Annotated in this window: 15 protein-coding genes and 1 pseudogene; 10 read left to right on the top strand and 6 right to left on the bottom strand. The window is 72.2% G+C overall.

The features are described 5' to 3' along the window. Positions 1–316 precede the first annotated feature (316 nt). The 4 genes from FRAQA3DRAFT_RS04940 to FRAQA3DRAFT_RS04925 form a co-directional block, all read right to left on the bottom strand. Positions 317–1,198 (bottom strand): CoA ester lyase, encoded by an 882-nt coding sequence (locus FRAQA3DRAFT_RS04940; protein ID WP_009737964.1) that lies wholly within the window; start codon positions 1,196–1,198, stop codon positions 317–319. After that, on the bottom strand, positions 1,188–1,787 hold the full coding sequence (locus FRAQA3DRAFT_RS04935) for a MaoC family dehydratase (protein ID WP_009737963.1): 600 nt from the start codon (positions 1,785–1,787) through the stop codon (positions 1,188–1,190). The genes FRAQA3DRAFT_RS04940 and FRAQA3DRAFT_RS04935 overlap by 11 nt, the downstream gene beginning before the upstream one ends. 353 nt (positions 1,788–2,140) lie before the next feature. After that, the gene (locus FRAQA3DRAFT_RS04930; RefSeq protein WP_009737962.1) at positions 2,141–2,902 is read right to left on the bottom strand and encodes a 3-hydroxyacyl-CoA dehydrogenase; all 762 of its coding nucleotides are present in this window, start codon (positions 2,900–2,902) and stop codon (positions 2,141–2,143) included. Between the two features lie 74 nt (positions 2,903–2,976). Continuing rightward, complete coding sequence (locus tag FRAQA3DRAFT_RS04925) at positions 2,977–3,807, bottom strand: SDR family NAD(P)-dependent oxidoreductase (protein ID WP_009737961.1); 831 nt, start codon at positions 3,805–3,807, stop codon at positions 2,977–2,979. A gap of 314 nt (positions 3,808–4,121) precedes the next feature. Between FRAQA3DRAFT_RS04925 and FRAQA3DRAFT_RS04920 the strand changes: the two genes are divergently transcribed. The 9 genes from FRAQA3DRAFT_RS04920 (at position 4,122) to FRAQA3DRAFT_RS04880 (ending at position 11,249) form a co-directional block, all read left to right on the top strand. Beyond that, positions 4,122–4,514, top strand: a complete 393-nt coding sequence (locus tag FRAQA3DRAFT_RS04920) for a MaoC family dehydratase N-terminal domain-containing protein (RefSeq protein ID WP_009737960.1) — start codon at positions 4,122–4,124, stop codon at positions 4,512–4,514. Next, entirely contained in the window at positions 4,511–4,939 is a 429-nt protein-coding gene (locus FRAQA3DRAFT_RS04915) for a MaoC/PaaZ C-terminal domain-containing protein (RefSeq protein ID WP_009737959.1), read from the top strand. Before FRAQA3DRAFT_RS04920 ends, FRAQA3DRAFT_RS04915 begins: the two co-directional genes overlap by 4 nt. Continuing rightward, positions 4,939–5,733 carry an enoyl-CoA hydratase/isomerase family protein gene (locus tag FRAQA3DRAFT_RS04910; protein ID WP_009737958.1) on the top strand — a complete coding sequence of 265 codons (795 nt, stop codon included), beginning with the start codon at positions 4,939–4,941 and terminating at the stop codon, positions 5,731–5,733. The genes FRAQA3DRAFT_RS04915 and FRAQA3DRAFT_RS04910 overlap by 1 nt, the downstream gene beginning before the upstream one ends. After that, on the top strand, positions 5,718–7,100 hold the full coding sequence (locus tag FRAQA3DRAFT_RS04905) for a phenylacetate--CoA ligase family protein (RefSeq protein WP_009737957.1): 1,383 nt from the start codon (positions 5,718–5,720) through the stop codon (positions 7,098–7,100). The genes FRAQA3DRAFT_RS04910 and FRAQA3DRAFT_RS04905 overlap by 16 nt, the downstream gene beginning before the upstream one ends. 3 nt (positions 7,101–7,103) lie before the next feature. Further along, entirely contained in the window at positions 7,104–7,457 is a 354-nt protein-coding gene (locus tag FRAQA3DRAFT_RS04900; RefSeq protein ID WP_009737956.1) for a hypothetical protein, read from the top strand. Further along, positions 7,454–8,602, top strand: coding sequence for a TIGR03857 family LLM class F420-dependent oxidoreductase (locus tag FRAQA3DRAFT_RS04895; protein ID WP_009737955.1), 1,149 nt, complete (start codon positions 7,454–7,456; stop codon positions 8,600–8,602). The genes FRAQA3DRAFT_RS04900 and FRAQA3DRAFT_RS04895 overlap by 4 nt, the downstream gene beginning before the upstream one ends. Before the next feature lie 149 nt (positions 8,603–8,751). Beyond that, entirely contained in the window at positions 8,752–9,912 is a 1,161-nt protein-coding gene (locus FRAQA3DRAFT_RS04890; RefSeq protein WP_009737954.1) for an acyl-CoA dehydrogenase family protein, read from the top strand. A 221-nt stretch (positions 9,913–10,133) separates the two neighbouring features. Next, a complete protein-coding gene (locus tag FRAQA3DRAFT_RS04885; RefSeq protein ID WP_009737953.1) occupies positions 10,134–10,859 on the top strand; it encodes a Phenylacetic acid catabolic protein in 726 nt (241 codons plus the stop codon). Positions 10,860–10,937: 78 nt separating this feature from the next. Next, positions 10,938–11,249 (top strand): hypothetical protein, encoded by a 312-nt coding sequence (locus FRAQA3DRAFT_RS04880; protein ID WP_009737952.1) that lies wholly within the window; start codon positions 10,938–10,940, stop codon positions 11,247–11,249. An 18-nt stretch (positions 11,250–11,267) separates the two neighbouring features. Here FRAQA3DRAFT_RS04880 and FRAQA3DRAFT_RS04875 read toward each other — a convergent pair. Next, positions 11,268–11,794: pseudogene (locus FRAQA3DRAFT_RS04875) on the bottom strand (hypothetical protein). A gap of 318 nt (positions 11,795–12,112) precedes the next feature. Then, positions 12,113–13,441, bottom strand: a complete 1,329-nt coding sequence (locus tag FRAQA3DRAFT_RS04870) for an ABC transporter substrate-binding protein (RefSeq protein ID WP_157468002.1) — start codon at positions 13,439–13,441, stop codon at positions 12,113–12,115. Between the two features lie 372 nt (positions 13,442–13,813). Between FRAQA3DRAFT_RS04870 and FRAQA3DRAFT_RS04865 the strand changes: the two genes are divergently transcribed. Continuing rightward, a complete protein-coding gene (locus FRAQA3DRAFT_RS04865; protein WP_035922238.1) occupies positions 13,814–14,986 on the top strand; it encodes an amidohydrolase family protein in 1,173 nt (390 codons plus the stop codon). The last annotated feature ends 380 nt before the right edge of the window (positions 14,987–15,366 follow it).

Below are 15,366 nucleotides of genomic sequence, written 5' to 3'. Positions count from 1 at the left end.
CAGCACTCCGCCCAGAAACAGCACGCCACCCAGAAGCAGCACGCCACCCAGAAGCAGCACGCCGACCGCAGGTCCCTGCTGCGCCGGCCACGAGCAACCCCTCGTCGTTACCGCCCACCCGTCCGACGTCCGTCTTCCCGGCCAGATCGCGGCCAGATCGTGCCGAGGCCTAAGCACGGTTTCAGACCCGAAAACCGTCAACAAACCTCGGCACGATTCTGTAACCAGAAAATGGCGCATGGTGAACAGCTGGCGGTGAGGTCCAGAACCCGGACGGAAACCGGCAGGCGGCAGCGCAGAATTCGGACTTGCTCGTCTAGTTCCGCCCGGCGGGGGCCTCCGGGAGGCTCTCTGCGGCGCCGAGCAGATGCTCGGCATGGCGCAGGACCGGTGCGTCGATCATCCGACCCTCGAAGGCGAAGACGCCCACGTCCGCCTCGCGCGCCGCCGCCAGCACGCGCCGCGCCCAGGCCACCTCGCCGGCCGAGGGCGCGAACGCCGCCCGCACGACCGGAACCTGGGTCGGGTGGATGCAGGCCTTGAGACCGAAGCCGCTGGCCGCCGCGTCCCGCGCCTCGGCGGCCAGCCCGTCCAGGTCGGCGATGTCCAGGTAGACGGCATCGATCGCCTGGCGGCCGTGCGCGCCGGCGGCCAGCAGGACGGCCGCGCGGGCGTACCGGGCCACGTCGCGGTAGCGCCCGTCGTCGAAGCGGCTCGACCGGCCGCCCAGCCCGGCGACCAGGTCCTCCGCGCCCCACATCAGGCCGACGACGTTTGCCGCCGCGGCCAGCTCCGGCGCGGCGAGCACCCCACGGGCCGTCTCGCACAGCGCGATGACCGCGAAGCCGGCGAGCCGCTCGACCTGCGCCGCCGACTCCGCCTTGGCCAGCATGACCAGCCGCACGCCCGTCCCGTCCAGCGCCGCGAGGTCCGCGGCGAAGTCCGGCGTGTCGGCCGGACTGACCCGCACGACGGTGCGGGCCGGGTCGAGGTTCGGCAGGGCCGCCACCAGCGCCTTCCGGGCCGCGGGCCGCGCCGCGGGTGCGACTCCGTCCTCCAGGTCGAGGATGACGAGGTCCGCGGTGCCCGCCGCCCGGGCGAAGCGGTCCGGGCGGTCGGCGGGGCAGAACAGCAGCGTCGTGCCCGTGAGCTCAGTCGTGCCCGTGAGCTCGGTCGTGCCCGTGAGCTCAGCTGACATCCGAATGCACCCCGTCCCGTTCCGCCGCGCCAGCCCCGGCCGCCCGTGCCCCAGCTACGTTCGTCGGGCCGGGAGAGTCCGTTCCCGCGGGGCGCAGGAGCATCAGCGCCGAGCGGGTCGCGGTGGCGACCACCACGGCGTCCTGGTTGCGCGCGGTGTGCTCGAACTCGACGACGCCCGTGTCCGGGCGGCTGCTCGACAGCCGCCGGCTGCGCACGACCGTCTCCGCGTAGAGGGTGTCGCCCACGAACACCGGGGCGGGGAAACGCACGGCGCCGAAGCCGAGGTTCGCCACCGTCGTGCCCTGCGTCAGCTGCGCCACCGACAGGCCCACCAGCGTCGAGAGCGTGAACAGGCTGTTGACCAGGCGCTGCCCGAACGGCTGGGTCGCGCTCCAGGCCTCGTCGAGGTGCAGGGCCTGCATGTTCATCGTGAGCGTCGTGAAGAGGGTGTTGTCCGCCTCCCCCACCGTGCGGCCCGGCCGGTGCCGGTACACGACCCCCTCGGCCAGCTCGTCGTAGTAGAGCCCGCGCTGCTCGATGACGGGCCGGCCGTCCGCCGCGGGCCGGCCGTCCGCCGAGCCCGCCATCAGCAGGCACCCGGTTTGGCGGGCAGCCGACCGACGTGCGGCGTGCCGGCGCGGGAGGCCGAAGCGCGCATGACCACTCTCCTCTGGTCCACGGCGGGCGCACGCGGTTGCACGTCGTCGACGACGACGCCCCGGGCGCCCTGCCCACGGGACCGCCGCACCGTCCCGGCCGGCGTCCGTATCCCCCATGGAAGACGAAACGGGGCGAGCTGACCGAACGCCCGCTCACCTGCCCGTCAGGGCGAATCCTAGCCGCAGACGGCGCCAGGCGACGCCCCGCGCACAGCGGGCGTCGAGGATGTCCAGGCCGGTATCGGAGCTGGCGGCGAGGCGGGCCGGCAGACCGGGCACCGTCAGCGGGGAGACATGCGGATCGCGCCGTCGAGGCGGATCACCTCCCCGTTGAGCATCGGGTTGGCCACGACGTGCTCGACGAGCGCCGCGTACTCGTCCGGGTCGCCCAGCCGGCTCGGATGCGGGACCTGCCGCCCCAGCGACTCCCGGGCCTGCTCGGACAGTCCGCCGAGCATCGGCGTCTCGAACAGGCCCGGCGCGATGGTGACCACCCGGATCGCCCGGTCGGCGAGGTCGCGGGCGATGGGCAGCGTCATGGCGGCGACGCCGCCCTTGGACGCCGAGTAGGCGGCCTGCCCGATCTGCCCCTCGAACGCGGCGACCGAGGCGGTGTTGACGATGACGCCGCGGTCGCCGTCGACCGGTTCGACCGTGGCGATCCGCTCGGCGGCGAGCCGGATGACGTTGAACGTCCCCACCAGGTTGACGTGGACGACCTTCGTGAAGGCCTCCAGCGGGAACACGCCGCCCCGCCCCAGCACCCGGATCGCGTTGCCGGTGCCGGCGCAGTTGACCACGGCCCGCAGCGGACCGAGGGCCTCGGCGGCGTCCAGCGCCACCCCGACCTCCTCGGGGCTGGTGACGTCCGCCGCGACGAACCGGGCGTCGTCGCCGAGTTCCTTGGCCACGGCCTCCCCGGCCGAGCTGGGCAGGTCGAGCAGCACGACCCTCGCCCCGGCCGCCAGCAGGCGCCGCGCCGTGGCGAGGCCGAGTCCGGACGCGCCGCCGGTAACCAGAGCGATGCTGCCTGAGATGTTCATTGCCTCGATCTCCTTCGCGGGTCGGGGTCAGTTCGCGGGCCGCGGTGGGGTCGCGGTCGGTGCACGGGTCGCGGTCAGAAGGCGGCGTAGCCGCCGTCGAGCAGGATGCTGTCGCCGGTGTGGAAGACGGACGCGGGCGAGGCGAGGTAGACGGCGATGCCGGCGAAGTCCTCCGGGCGGCCCCAGCGGCGCACGGGCATGCGCGGCAGCACCCGCTCGGTGAACCGTTCGTCGTGCAGGCCCTGGTGGGTCATGGGCGAGTCCGTCCAGCCGGGCAGGATGGCGTTCGCCCGGATGCCGTGGCGCGCCAGCTCCACCGCGGCCGCCCGGATCATGGCGGTCAGCCCGGCCTTGCTGGCGCCGTAGGAGTAGGCGCGGGCCTGCCCCTGCAGGACCGCGAGGCTGGCGGTGGCGACGAGGCTCCCCCCGTTGCCGAAGCGCACCATCGCGCGGGCCGCCTCCCGCAGGGTCACGAATGCCCCGTCGAGGTCGACCCGCGTCACCTCGCGGAACTCGGCGAGCGACGTCTCCAGCAGCGGGTGGAACTGGGACGCGACACCGGCGTTGACGAAGCAGGAGTCCAGCCGGCCGAACGACGCGGCGACCTCGGCCATCGTCGCGACCACCTGGTCCTCGTCACCGACGTCGCAGAGATGGCCGGTGGCCAGCCCGCCCGCCGCGGCGATGCGCGCGACGGCGGCGGCGTTCTTGGCCGGGTTGGTCCCCCAGACGCAGACGTGGGCGCCGGCGGCGGCCAGCCCGCCCGCGATGCCCAGCCCGATCCCGCCGTTGCCGCCGGTCACCACGCTGACGTGACCGGTCAGGTCGAACGGGTTGCGCGCCGAGGGCGCGTCCGCCGCGGCACCGCCCGGCGGCCGCCGGCCCGACTCCCGCACGATGCTCATCGCCGATCCCTGCTCATCGCCGATCCCTGCTCATCGCCGATCCCTCCTGTGCCGGAACCGCTTCCGAGCGCGGTGCCGACCCGACCGTAGGATCATCGCAGCATTTTAGTCAACCATCGCGTCGGTCAAATAAACTCTTGACTGCGAGCCCCGCGATGGGGGACGGTCGGCTCAGTCCCGACGTGACCCACGCCACGGCCCAACCCCCGCGAACCGCCCCACCGGCGGTCCGCTCCCATGTCCGCCCCGGCCCGTGGACCAGCCACGTCCCCCGCCGCGCCCACGGGCCGCGGACAGTTTCGACGGAGGTCGAGATGGACGAAAGCGCCAAGGGCAGAACCCTGGTGGAGGACGACCTCACGGTCTCCCCCGACGTACTCGCCGCGCTGGCCCGGGCCGTCGGCAGCCCCGCGGGCACGGCGACGGCCACCCTCGTGCCCTACTTCGGGGCGGCGGTCGGCGGCGAGTCGACCGCCGTCGACGGCCTCGGCCTCGACCTGTCCCGCGCGCTGCTCGCCGGCATCGACTACGACTGGCGCCGGCCCTTCACCCCCGGCGAGCGGGTGCACGTGCGGGTCACCGTGGAGGACGTCTTCCGCAAGGGCGCCAACCAGTTCGGCCTGCTCGCCGCGGAGTTCACCGACGCGGCCGGCGACCTCGTGCAGCGCCAGACCGTCACCTTCATCGAGCGCGGGAGCAGCAAGTGACCCTGGACGAGAACGTGACCGCCGACGAGAACGTGACCACCGATGAGCGCGTGACCCTCGACGAGCGCACGCGCGGGCCCGTGACCCGCGTGCAGATCGCCCGCTACGCCGGCGCGGTGGGCGATTTCAACCCGGTCCACGTCGACGACGAGTTCGCCCGCGCTTCCGGCCTGCCCTCGGTGATCGCGCACGGCCCGCTCACCGTGACGCTGGCGCTGGACGCCGTGGTCGAGCAGCTCGGCCCCCAGGCCCTGCGCTCCGCCAAGGCCCGGCTGTCCGCGCCGGTCTTCCCCGGCGACGAGCTGACCGTCGTGCCCACCGCCGACGGCGTCGAGGTGCGCAAGGCCGACGGCACGGTGGCGGCGACGGTACGCCTGGAGACGGGGCGGCCGGGGACGGCGGCCGAGGCTGCGGGGACGCGCTGATGGGGCACGAGTACATCACCCTGGACGACGAGCCCCGCGGCGTGCGGGTGCTCACGCTGAACCGGCCGGACCGGATGAACTCCTGGCACGCGGCGATGCGCCAGGAGCTGCGCGACGCCGTGGAGGACACCGCGCTCGACCCGGGAGTGCGCGTCCTGGTCATCACCGGCGCGGGTGGGCGCGCGTTCTCCGCCGGCGAGGACGTCGGGGGCATGGGCGACCTCACGGCGCTGGGCACCCGCGGGTTCCGGGCGCACGCCCGACGCATCCACGAGGTCTTCGACACGATCGAGGCGATGGAGATCCCGGTGATCGCCGCCGTCGACGGGGTGGCCGCCGGCGGCGGGTTCGAGCTGGCGCTGTCCTGCGACTTCCGGGTGGCCGGCGAGAACGCCCGGTTCGTCATGCCGGAGGCGAAGGTCGGCCTCATCCCCGGGTCGGGGGGGTGTTCGCGGCTCGTCACGTACGTGGGGCGGGGCCGGGCCAAGGAGCTGGTCATGCTCGGTGGCACCCTGCGTCCCGACGTCGCGTTGCAGATCGGCCTGGTCACCGAGGTCGTCCCGGCGGGGACGGCGCTCGACGCCGCCCGGGCGATGGCCGACCGGCTCGCCGCGATGGCGCCGCTCGCCCTCGGCATGGCCAAGCTCGTGCTCAACACCTGCGCGGACGTCGACGGCGAGACCGGCCGCCGGTTGGAACGCCTCGGCCAGAGCGTGCTCAAGACCACCGAGGACCACCGCGAGGGTGCCGCCGCGTTCATCGAGAAGCGGGCCGCGCAATGGCAGGGGCGTTAGCCAACGCCGTCGACCAGCGGTTCTGGAACCGGGCGACGCAGACCGCCGATCGGGAACGGCTCGACGCGCTGCACCTCGCCCGGATCCGCCATCTGGTCGGCTGGGCCTACGACCACTCCCCGCTGCACCGGCGGATCTACGACGCCGCCGGGGTGAAGCCCGCCGACATCCGCACCTGGGACGACTACCACCACCGGCTGCCGTTCACCGACAAGCCCGACTACGTCCGCGACCAGGAGAGTTCGGAGTCGGGGTTCGGCGGTCTGGCGCTCGGCCCGGAGCACTGGCAGCAGTACTTCCACACCACGGGCACCACGGGCCGGTTCCTGCACGAGGCCTTCAGCCAGTTCGAGATGCACAAGGCGGGCACCCAGCTCTGCTACGGCCTGTGGAGCCAGGGTGCCCGACCGCGGGACTCGATCTACTTCTGCTTCGACTTCGGCATGTGGGTCGGGCTGTGGACCTACTACTGGGGGGCGCGCAACCTCGGCCTGACCATCGTCTCCGGCGGGGGCTCCACCGGGGAGCAGCGGGTCCGCCACATCCTCGAACGCCGCCCCGCCATCGTCTGCGGCACCCCCACCTACCTGCTGCACCTGGCCGAGATCGCCGAGCGCGAGGGCCTCGACCTGCGCCGCGCCGGGGTGCGCATCCTGGCCGGCGGCGGCGAGGCGGGGCTGTCGGTGCCGCGCATCCGCGCCCGGCTCACCGAGGCCTGGGGCGCCGAGCGGATCCACGACGCCTACGGCATCGGGGAGGCGCTGTTCATCGGCCAGTCGTGCGACGTGTGGGCCGGCGGGGTGCACGCGATCGAGGACGTCTGCCACTCGTACTCGGTGGACCCCGCCTCGGGCGAGCCGGTCACCGAGGCCGGCGGGGTCGGCGAGCACGTCGTCACCAGCTACACCCACCTCGTGCAGCCGTTCATCAAGTACCGCACGCACGACCTCGTCCGCATCGACGACCGTCCCGACCACGGCTGCGGGTGGACGTGGAAGCACTTCCCCGGCGTCGTGCTCGGCCGATCCGACTTCATGGTCACCATCCGCGGGGTCAACGTGTACCCGACCGCGGTGGAGAACCTGATCAGCGAGGTCCCGGGCCTGACGCACCACTACGAGCTGCACCTGTCCCGCCGCGACGGCATGGATCGGATGCTGGTCCGGGCCGAAGCCGCGGCGGGGGTCGGCGCGCTGGCCGACCTGGCCGCGCGGCTGTCCGCCCACCTGCGCGACAACCTCGGCGTCCGGCTGGAGACCGAGATCGTCCACGCCGGGACGCTGCCGCGCTACGAGCTGAAGACCCGACGGATCTTCGACGCCCGCGAGCCGGGCGCACGAGCCGCCACCACCCGAGAGAGGCGCTGAACCATGGCCGGCGTGGTGCAGGGAACACGGACCCGCACAGATCTCGGCCCACTCCCGCCCCCCGAGCCGGAGCTGGGTACCGGACCGCAGCTGGGAACGGGGGCCGGATCGGGGCTGGGCGCCGATGTCGAGCGGCAGCGCGCCCGCCTGCTCGCGGTGCACGCCCACCTGGCCCGGGAGCGGGAGGCCGCCCTCTCGCCGGCGATCGAGCGGGCGCTGGAGACGGCCCAGATGTACCTGTTCCTCGCTCTGGGCTACGTCGGCCACACCGACGCGCTGTTCCCCGACGAGCTCCAGGGCGCCCCGACTGCCTCCCCGTCGACCGATCCGACCGAAGCCGAGGGAGTCGAACCGTGACATCCGCCGACCACAGCGATGGCGTGCACGACGCCCCCGGCCTGCACGACGCCCCCGGCCTGCACGACGACCTCAGCGTGTACGTGTTACCGGGGCGGGCGAGCGATCCCGGCCGCGCCATTCGGGAGGCGCGCGACGCCGAGCGGGCCGGGTTCGGCGCGGTCTACGTCAGCGAGCGGCTCGACCTCAAGGAGGCCGGGGTGGTCTGCGGGGCGCTCGCCGCAACGACCGACCGGTGTCGCGTCGGGACCGCCGTGATCCATCAGGGCACCCGGCATCCGCTCACCATCGCCGCGCTGGCGGCGACCGCGCACACGATGAGCGGCGGCCGGTTCATCCTCGGGCTCGGCCGGGGACTGGGGGCGCTGGCACCCTCGCTCGGCGTCCCCCCGCCGACGCTGCGCGGCCTGGAACACCTGGTGGGCGTGCTGCGGCGGCTGTGGACGGGTGAGGCGATCCGGGAGGAGGGCGCGGCGGGGTCGTTCCGCGGGATGCGCTTCTCCGACCTGCCCCCGCACGGCGCCCCGCCGGTCGTCCTCGGCACCATCGGGCCACGCGGGCTCGACCTCGCCGGGCGCGTGTTCGACGGCGTCATCCTGCACCCGTTCCTCACCGTCGACGCGGTGGCCGCCTCGGTCGCGGCGGTGCGCGGCGCCGCGGAGCGGGCCGGGCGCGATCCCGCCTCGGTCCGCGTCATCACCACCCTCGTCGCCGCGCCCGACCTGCCGCCCGACCGGGCGGACCTGGCCGTGCGGGCACGGGCGGTCAGCTACTTCCAGGTCCGCGGCCTCGGGGAGCTGCTGGTCGAACGCAACGGCTGGGACCCGGCGGTGCTCGACCGGCTACGGGCCCATCCCACCCTGACTGGGCGCGGCATCGCGGACACCGCCGTCACCCGCGACCGGCTGGTCGACTCCGCCGAGCTGATCCCCGCGAAATGGTTCGACACCGGCGCGGCGATCGGGTCCAGCGCCGCGTGTGCGCGCCGGGCGGCGGACTACCGGGCCGCGGGCGCCGACGAGGTGCTGGTCCACGGCGCCTCCCCCGCCGAGGCCACTGCCATGGCCGCCGCCTGGGGTGCCCTGCGCGACCGTCCGACCACCGCACCTGCCTTCGCCGCCGCAGGGGGCGCGGCCGCCGGCTGACCCGCCCCGCCAGCGGCGACCACTCTCGCGCGAAGTCGCCCGTCCCGCGAGGAGCAACCAGCCCCGCGACGACCAACCAGCCCCGCGAGGAGCTAGCCAGTCCGCGAGGAGCTAGCAGGCCCCGACGAGCACAGACAGGAGCCGCCGTCATGCAACGCACGCTCTTCGAGGCCGAACACGAGGAGTTCCGCGAGCTCGTGCGGACCTTCGTCACCAAGGAATGCCAGCCGCACCACGAGGAGTGGGAGCGCGCCGGCGTCGTCGACCGCAGCGCCTGGCGCCGGGCCGGCGAGATGGGCCTGCTCGGGCTCACCGTGCCCGAGCAGTATGGCGGCGCCGGGCTGAGCGACCCCCGCTTCGACGTGATCGTCACCGAGGAGCTGGCGTTCGGCGGCATCACCGGGCTCGGGCTGTCGCTGCACAACGAGCTGCTCGCCCCCTACCTGGTCGGCCTGACCGATGACGCGCAGAAGGCGCGCTGGCTGCCCGGCTACTGCTCCGGCGAGACCGTCACCGCCATCGCGATGAGCGAGCCCGGCGCCGGCAGCGACCTGCGCGGCATCCGCACGACCGCCCTGCGCGACGGCGACCACTTCGTCGTCAACGGCGCCAAGACCTTCATCAGCAACGGCCTGCTCGCCGACCTCGTGGTCGTGGCGGTCAAGACGGACCCGGGCGCCGGGCGGGGCTCGCTCAGCCTGCTCGCGGTGGAACGCGCCACCCCCGGCTTCGCCCGCGGCCGCAAGCTCGACAAGGTCGGCCTGCGCGCGCAGGACACCGCCGAGCTGTTCTTCGACGACGCCCGGGTGCCGGCGGCCAACCTGCTCGGCGAGGAGCATCGCGGGCTGCACTACCTGATGCGCAACCTGGCGGCCGAGCGGCTGTCCATCGCCGTCGGCAGCGTCGCGAGCGCCCGACGGGCCCAGGAGCTGACCAGGAAGTACGTCCGCAGCCGCACGGCGTTCGCCACCACGATCGGCAGCTTCCAGAACACCCGGTTCGTCCTGGCGGCCCTGCATGCCCGCACGCTCGCCGTCCAGGCGCTCGTGGACGGCTGCGTGCAGGCCAGGATCGCCGGCACCCTCACCCCCGAGGACGCGGCCGCGGCCAAGCTGCTCGCCACGGAGCTGGAGTTCGACGCGGTCGACGCCGGGGTGCAGCTGCACGGCGGCTACGGCTGGATGGAGGAGTACCCCATCGCCCGGATGTACCGCGACGTGCGGATCACCCGGATCTTCGGCGGCAGCAGCGAGATCATGAAGGAGGTCGTCGGCCGCGCGCTGCGACTCGACGACCCCACCGCACCCTGAGCCGCCCGCCTGGTCCGCCTGCCCGCCTGCCCGCCTGCCCGGCTGGTCCCGGCCGCGTGCCTGCCCCCTTGGCCCGTCTCGCAGGCTGACTTTCTAGCAACCTTGCCACCTAGCTGCTTATCCAGAGGCTTCTGCGTCCGATTCATCCCTCCGGACAAGCAGGGGTGATTTCATTCGACTCGCGAGTTGACAATAATGGTGGACCTTCCTACGATGAGGTCATGGCAGATGCGATGGTGGGCGAGCGTCGGGTGTACCGGGAGAACGACGCCGACATCCCGAGCGAGTTCTCCGACCTGCTGGTGCGCATGCTCGTGCACCACCTGGAGAACTCGACGAACCGGTACTACACCGAGCTGCTGAACCACCTGTGGGAACGCTGCATGACGCTCGCTCCCGAGGAGCGGCTGAAGACGACGTTCGCGAAGCTCATGCAGCAGGAGGTCGAGCACGGCGTCATCACGGCGCGAATCCTGGCGGGCCTGGGCGTCGGGGTGGTCGAACAGCCGATCAAGCAGTACCTGTTCCACCTGCCCATCGACACGTTCTGCGACATGGCGTACTTCAACGCCCTGGGTGACCGGGTGGGCTGCTACATCGGGGAGACGTGGGAGGACGTGCCCTACGAGCCTCTGTTGAACGTGGCTGAGCGCCTGCACAAGGACGAGGTTTTCCACGCGACGTTCGGCCTGTCGAACCTGCGCCGGGTGTGCGCCGACCCGGCCGGGCTGGCGGAGGCCAACGAGAAGATAAAGATCTGGTGGCCGGCCGCGCTGGACATGTTCGGCCGGTCGGACTCGGAGTTCAGCGACGCCTACGTCCGCTGGGGCCTGCGCAAGCTCAACAATGAGCAGCTCCGCCAGCAGTACATCGCCGACACCCGTCCGCTGCTGGAGGAACTCGGCATCACCGTTCCCGCGGACACGGCGAACCGCCGTTTCCTCTGATGGCGCGGGCGCGAGTGATGGCGCGGGCGCGAGTGATGGCGCGGGCACGAGGCAGGCGGGCATGAGGCAGGCGCGGGCATGAGGCCGGACGAGGCGCTGCCCCCCGCCGATCCCGCACCGGGTCCCGCAACGCCGCGCAGCCGGACGGTCGACGTCCACCGCTACGGCCCCGACGCCGTCGTCCTCGACGTCCACCTCGGGCAGTACCGCGAGGTCTTCTTTGTCCTCACCGGCGACAAGAGCGTGACCATCACGATGCTCGACGGCAGCGACCCGACCCATCACGAGGCCCAGGTCTTCGTCTTCGCCAAGCCGTGGCAGTGGTCGCTCGACGCCCCCGACGACGAAGTTCTGCTCCGGGTGTGGCAGTCCGTCGGCGTCCAGCGCTGACCCACCCGCGAACCACCGTCAGCGTCGCATCAGCGCGAAGACCCCCCAGCCGAGGTATTCGCGCTGGTACCTGACATAGCGGGCCGGCTCTGTGGCGAGTTCGGCCCGCAGCTCGGCGGCCAGCTCGTCGTCAGGATGGCGGTCAAGCCAGCGGCGGATGTTGAGCCACTGCGCCGCCCTGTACCGGTCCCAACTGTCCTGATCGGCGAGAACCATCTCCACCACGTCATAACCGAGTTCACCGAACTGGTCGATCAGTTCGGGAAGCAGCCGGAAATCATCCCTGCTGCCGGCCTGGCTGCCCTCGACGGCGTCCCGGTCCGGGGGTTCGTGGCCCAGTACGGCTCGCCGATCAGCATCAGGCCGTCGGGCCGGAGGCTGCACAGCATCTCACCCGACCCGCTCGCGAGGTCGAGCACCCGAGTTCCCGGCGCCAGACCCAGCGCCCGTCCCAAAGCGGCCAGTTTGTCGCTGCCGAACGGGTTGTGGATGCGGTGGGTGCTCTCGCGGATGGTGAAGCTACGCGGAAGATCTACTTCTGGGATTCCTTACGTCCAAGGAGGTCATGGCGGTCATGGCGGTTACGAAAAGCCGCCGGGCGGAGCTGGCCGTAACTGTTTGGACCGTCATCACATGCACCTCATAGGACGTGGGGGCGTCGGACCCGGGTGAAGGTACGACGCCCGTGGCCAGGGCGTCCACCGGTTTTGCCCTGCCTGCTACTCGCCCCGGCTCCGGGGAGCATGGTGTTCCGCGCAACCGCCCCACGCGTCCGGGTGGATTCCCGGGCCGCGGCGATCGCCGCCCCGGGACCTGCCGGCCGGCGGGGGCGGGGCCGGCCGGGAGCCCGGGGGTCGGCGGGGTCAGCTCACCGGGGCCAGCAGGTTGACCGGCTTGCCGTTGAGGCCGTCGCGGACGCTCGTCCACTTTCCGCCGGCGTACTGGGCGACACCGATCTGGTGTCCGCAGACGGCGACGAACGGCGCCTGGCCGCACTTGAGCGGGCCGACCTGGAGCATCGCCGGACCGGTGAAGGCGCGCAGTGCCCGGTCCACGACGTCGAAGGACGTCGCCTTGTCCACGCCGAGCTGATTGACGATCTTGGCAGCGGTCATCACGGTGCCGAACGTCGGTCCGCTGAAGCCGCGCAGCTCGACGGGGGCGCTGCCCAGCGGCTTGGCGTACTTCGCCGCCGCGTACTGGTAGGTCTTCATCCCGGAGTCGACGTCGGGCAGGTCGAAGTTGTAGCCGTAGTTCGCGTAGTACCAGCCGTCGGGGACGGTGTCGGTGGCTCCGACGCTCTTGAGGTGCGCGCGCACGGGCACGTCGGCGCACTGGTCGGTCGTGATCACCTTGGGCTTGATGCCGAGCGAGCGGATCGCGTCATACATGCTGATGCAGCTGCTCGGAGGGAAGGCGGTGATCAGCGCGTCGGCGCTGCCCGCGCCGCTGGCCTGCAATGCCGTCGTCAGGTCCGGGGTGGTCGCCTGCAGGCTGATGAACACCGGGCGGAACTTCACCTTGGCGGCGTCCAGGATCGGCTTCACGAGCTGCTGGGCGGCCGCGCGGCCGGCGGGGGTGTCCGGGACGATGCCGGCCACCGTGCGGGCCTTGAGCTCCTCGACGGCGAAGCGCGCCATGCCCATCAGCACCCCGGGCGAGCCGGCGGTGTAGGCGACGCCGCGGGTCGTCACGAAGTCCTCGCTGGCCAGGGCGTTGCCGATGAGGATCGCCTTGCGGCCGCCCACGGCGTCGTAGAACTCCTTGTTGCCGACGCTGAGGCCGCCCACGATCACCAGTGACAGCGACGCGTCGTTGGCCATCTGAGCGCCGCAGCGGGCGGCGTCCTCCGGCACGTTGACCGAGCAGGAGACCAGCTCGATCGGCCGGCCGCCGACGCCGCCGAGCTCGGCGTCGACGTAGGCCACCGCAGCCCGCGCGCCCTGCGTCGCGGACGGCAGGAACGTGTCCTGACTGACGAATCCGATCTTGTACGGCGTGCCCTTCGCCGGGCCGGCGGTGCCACCGGTGTAGCGCAGCGCCCAGGCGTTGTTGTCGCTGTTGGCGACGGGCGCGGAGCTCACCTCCCCGGTGCCGGCACCGCCGGCAGCGTTCGCGGCGCCCCCGGACGAACCCGACGACGAACACGCCGCGGCTAAGAGCAGGGAACTGAGCGCCAGCGCCCCCGCCACAGAACGACCTCTCACCGATACCGCCTCCCACCAGCGCCGGCCCCCGTGGCCGACGGGTGGGAGCACCGTACGACCCCACAATAATTTAGTCCACCAGTCGTTCGAATTAATCGACGGACCGATCGGCGGGCCCGCCGACAGCCAGCTCGACGGTCAGCTCGACGGCCTGGCGACAGCCCGACCCACGGCCCGACTCGCGGCCCGACCGTCGGCCCGCCCGATGAAGGAAGGGCCGCCGAACGGCACCCGAAGACCGCGGCCGAATTTATTCGACCGACGGGTTGACTGTAATCTACGTCTCACCTATGGTCCGTGCAGGTAGTGCGCACCGTCTTGACCGGGGCGTTCCCGGTCCCGCGTGAGGGGTACATCGTGGATCTCATCGACGAGCTCGACCTCAAGGTCATCGACTGCGACACCCACGTCGTCGAGCACTACGACCTCTGGACGTCCCGGGTCCCGTCGAAGTACGGCGACCGTGTGCCCCACGTCGAACGTGACGCGAACGGCATCGAATGGTGGATCGCCGGCGGCAAGGTGCTCAGCCCGGCCGCCGGTCTCGCCATCGCCGGCTGGAAGGAGCCGCCCCCGAAGTTCCCCGCCCAGCTCGACATGGTCGACCCGCGCATCTGGCAGCCCGAGGGCCGTCTGGAGATCATGGACGAGTACGGCATCCACGCCGAGGTCCTTTACCCGAACGTCGCCGGCTTCGGCGCCGGGCGCTACACCGACTTCGGTGACATGGAGCTGGCGCTGCTGCTGTTACAGGCGTACAACGACTGGCTGGCGGACTTCCGCCGGGTCTCGGACCGCTACGTCCCGGTCATGGCGGTGCCGTTCTGGGACATCGACCTGTCGATCGCGGAGATGAAGCGCTGCGCGGAGCTCGGCCACAAGGGCCTGGTGTTCTCCCAGGCGCCCGAGGACTTCGGCTCCCCCATGCTCACCGACCCGCACTGGGACCGGCTGTGGGCCGCTGCCCAGGAGATGGGCCTGTCGGTCAACTTCCACATCGGCAGCGGCGACACCACGATGCCGCAGCTGCTGCACCCCTCCGCCGGCGTCCACGCCAACTACGCCACCTTCCCGATGACGTTCTTCCTCGGCAACGCGCGCACCGTGGGCAGCCTCATCGGCGCGGGCGTGTGCCACCGCTTCCCCGACCTGAAGTTCGTCTCGGTGGAAAGCGGCGTCGGCTGGGTGCCGTTCACCCTGCAGGCGCTGGACTGGATGTGGACCGAGTGCGGCGTCGCCAAGGAGCACCCCGAGTACGACCTGCTGCCCAGCGAGTACTTCCGCCGCCAGATCTACGCCTGCTTCTGGTTCGAGCACGGTCCCACGCTGCGTGCGGCGATCGACTACGTCGGCGCCGACAACATCCTCTACGAGACCGACTTCCCGCACCCGACGAGCATGTCGCCGGGGCCGGTGAGCTCGGCGCTGCCGCCCCGGCAGTTCATCAACGACAAGCTCGGCGACCTCCCGCACGACGTGCTGCGCAAGATCCTGCAGGACAACGCCATGAAGCTCTACGACCTGACCTGAGCCACCCGACCCGGCCTGAGCCGCCCTACCCCGGGCGGCCTGAGCCGGGCGACCCAACCTCAGCCGCCGCCCGCTGGCCAGCGCTACCGGAAAGGCCCGGGCACCGTACGGTGCCCGGGCCTTTTGCCGTCCTGCCGGCTGGCGGGCGCGCCTGAGCCCCTTGATCCAGATCTTCGAGGCGGGATGCAGGGGAGCGCCATGATCGCTGACAGGGAGGTCGAGGCCGGTGGCCTGGCGGCGGTTCCGCGGAACCGCGTTCGCGACGGGCCGCCTGCACACCCCTCCTCGCGGGGCGGCGTGGCGGTACCGGTGGACCGGCCTGCGGCGCAGGCGGGCACAGTCCGACGTCACGTCCCGTCCCGAAGGCCGGGCAGGATCCG

This window comes from Frankia sp. QA3, from assembly GCF_000262465.1.
Classification (GTDB): Bacteria; Actinomycetota; Actinomycetes; order Frankiales; family Frankiaceae; genus Frankia.
The sequence above is the reverse complement of the archived record's forward strand: the minus strand, read 5'-3'. Positions and strand labels throughout refer to the sequence as shown.

Bases quoted from the DNA above. Each gene is read 5' to 3' on its own strand.
- FRAQA3DRAFT_RS04900 (WP_009737956.1), top strand. From the start codon at position 7,104: ATGGCCGGCGTGGTGCAGGGAACACGGACCCGCACAGATCTCGGCCCA.
- FRAQA3DRAFT_RS04890 (WP_009737954.1), top strand. From the start codon at position 8,752: ATGCAACGCACGCTCTTCGAGGCCGAACACGAGGAGTTCCGCGAGCTC.
- FRAQA3DRAFT_RS04905 (WP_009737957.1), top strand. From the start codon at position 5,718: ATGGCAGGGGCGTTAGCCAACGCCGTCGACCAGCGGTTCTGGAACCGG.
- FRAQA3DRAFT_RS04925 (WP_009737961.1), bottom strand. From the start codon at position 3,807: ATGAGCATCGTGCGGGAGTCGGGCCGGCGGCCGCCGGGCGGTGCCGCG.
- FRAQA3DRAFT_RS04935 (WP_009737963.1), bottom strand. From the start codon at position 1,787: ATGGCGGGCTCGGCGGACGGCCGGCCCGCGGCGGACGGCCGGCCCGTC.
- FRAQA3DRAFT_RS04885 (WP_009737953.1), top strand. From the start codon at position 10,134: ATGGCAGATGCGATGGTGGGCGAGCGTCGGGTGTACCGGGAGAACGAC.
- FRAQA3DRAFT_RS04940 (WP_009737964.1), bottom strand. From the start codon at position 1,198: ATGTCAGCTGAGCTCACGGGCACGACCGAGCTCACGGGCACGACTGAG.
- FRAQA3DRAFT_RS04930 (WP_009737962.1), bottom strand. From the start codon at position 2,902: ATGAACATCTCAGGCAGCATCGCTCTGGTTACCGGCGGCGCGTCCGGA.
- FRAQA3DRAFT_RS04880 (WP_009737952.1), top strand. From the start codon at position 10,938: ATGAGGCCGGACGAGGCGCTGCCCCCCGCCGATCCCGCACCGGGTCCC.
- FRAQA3DRAFT_RS04920 (WP_009737960.1), top strand. From the start codon at position 4,122: ATGGACGAAAGCGCCAAGGGCAGAACCCTGGTGGAGGACGACCTCACG.
- FRAQA3DRAFT_RS04910 (WP_009737958.1), top strand. From the start codon at position 4,939: ATGGGGCACGAGTACATCACCCTGGACGACGAGCCCCGCGGCGTGCGG.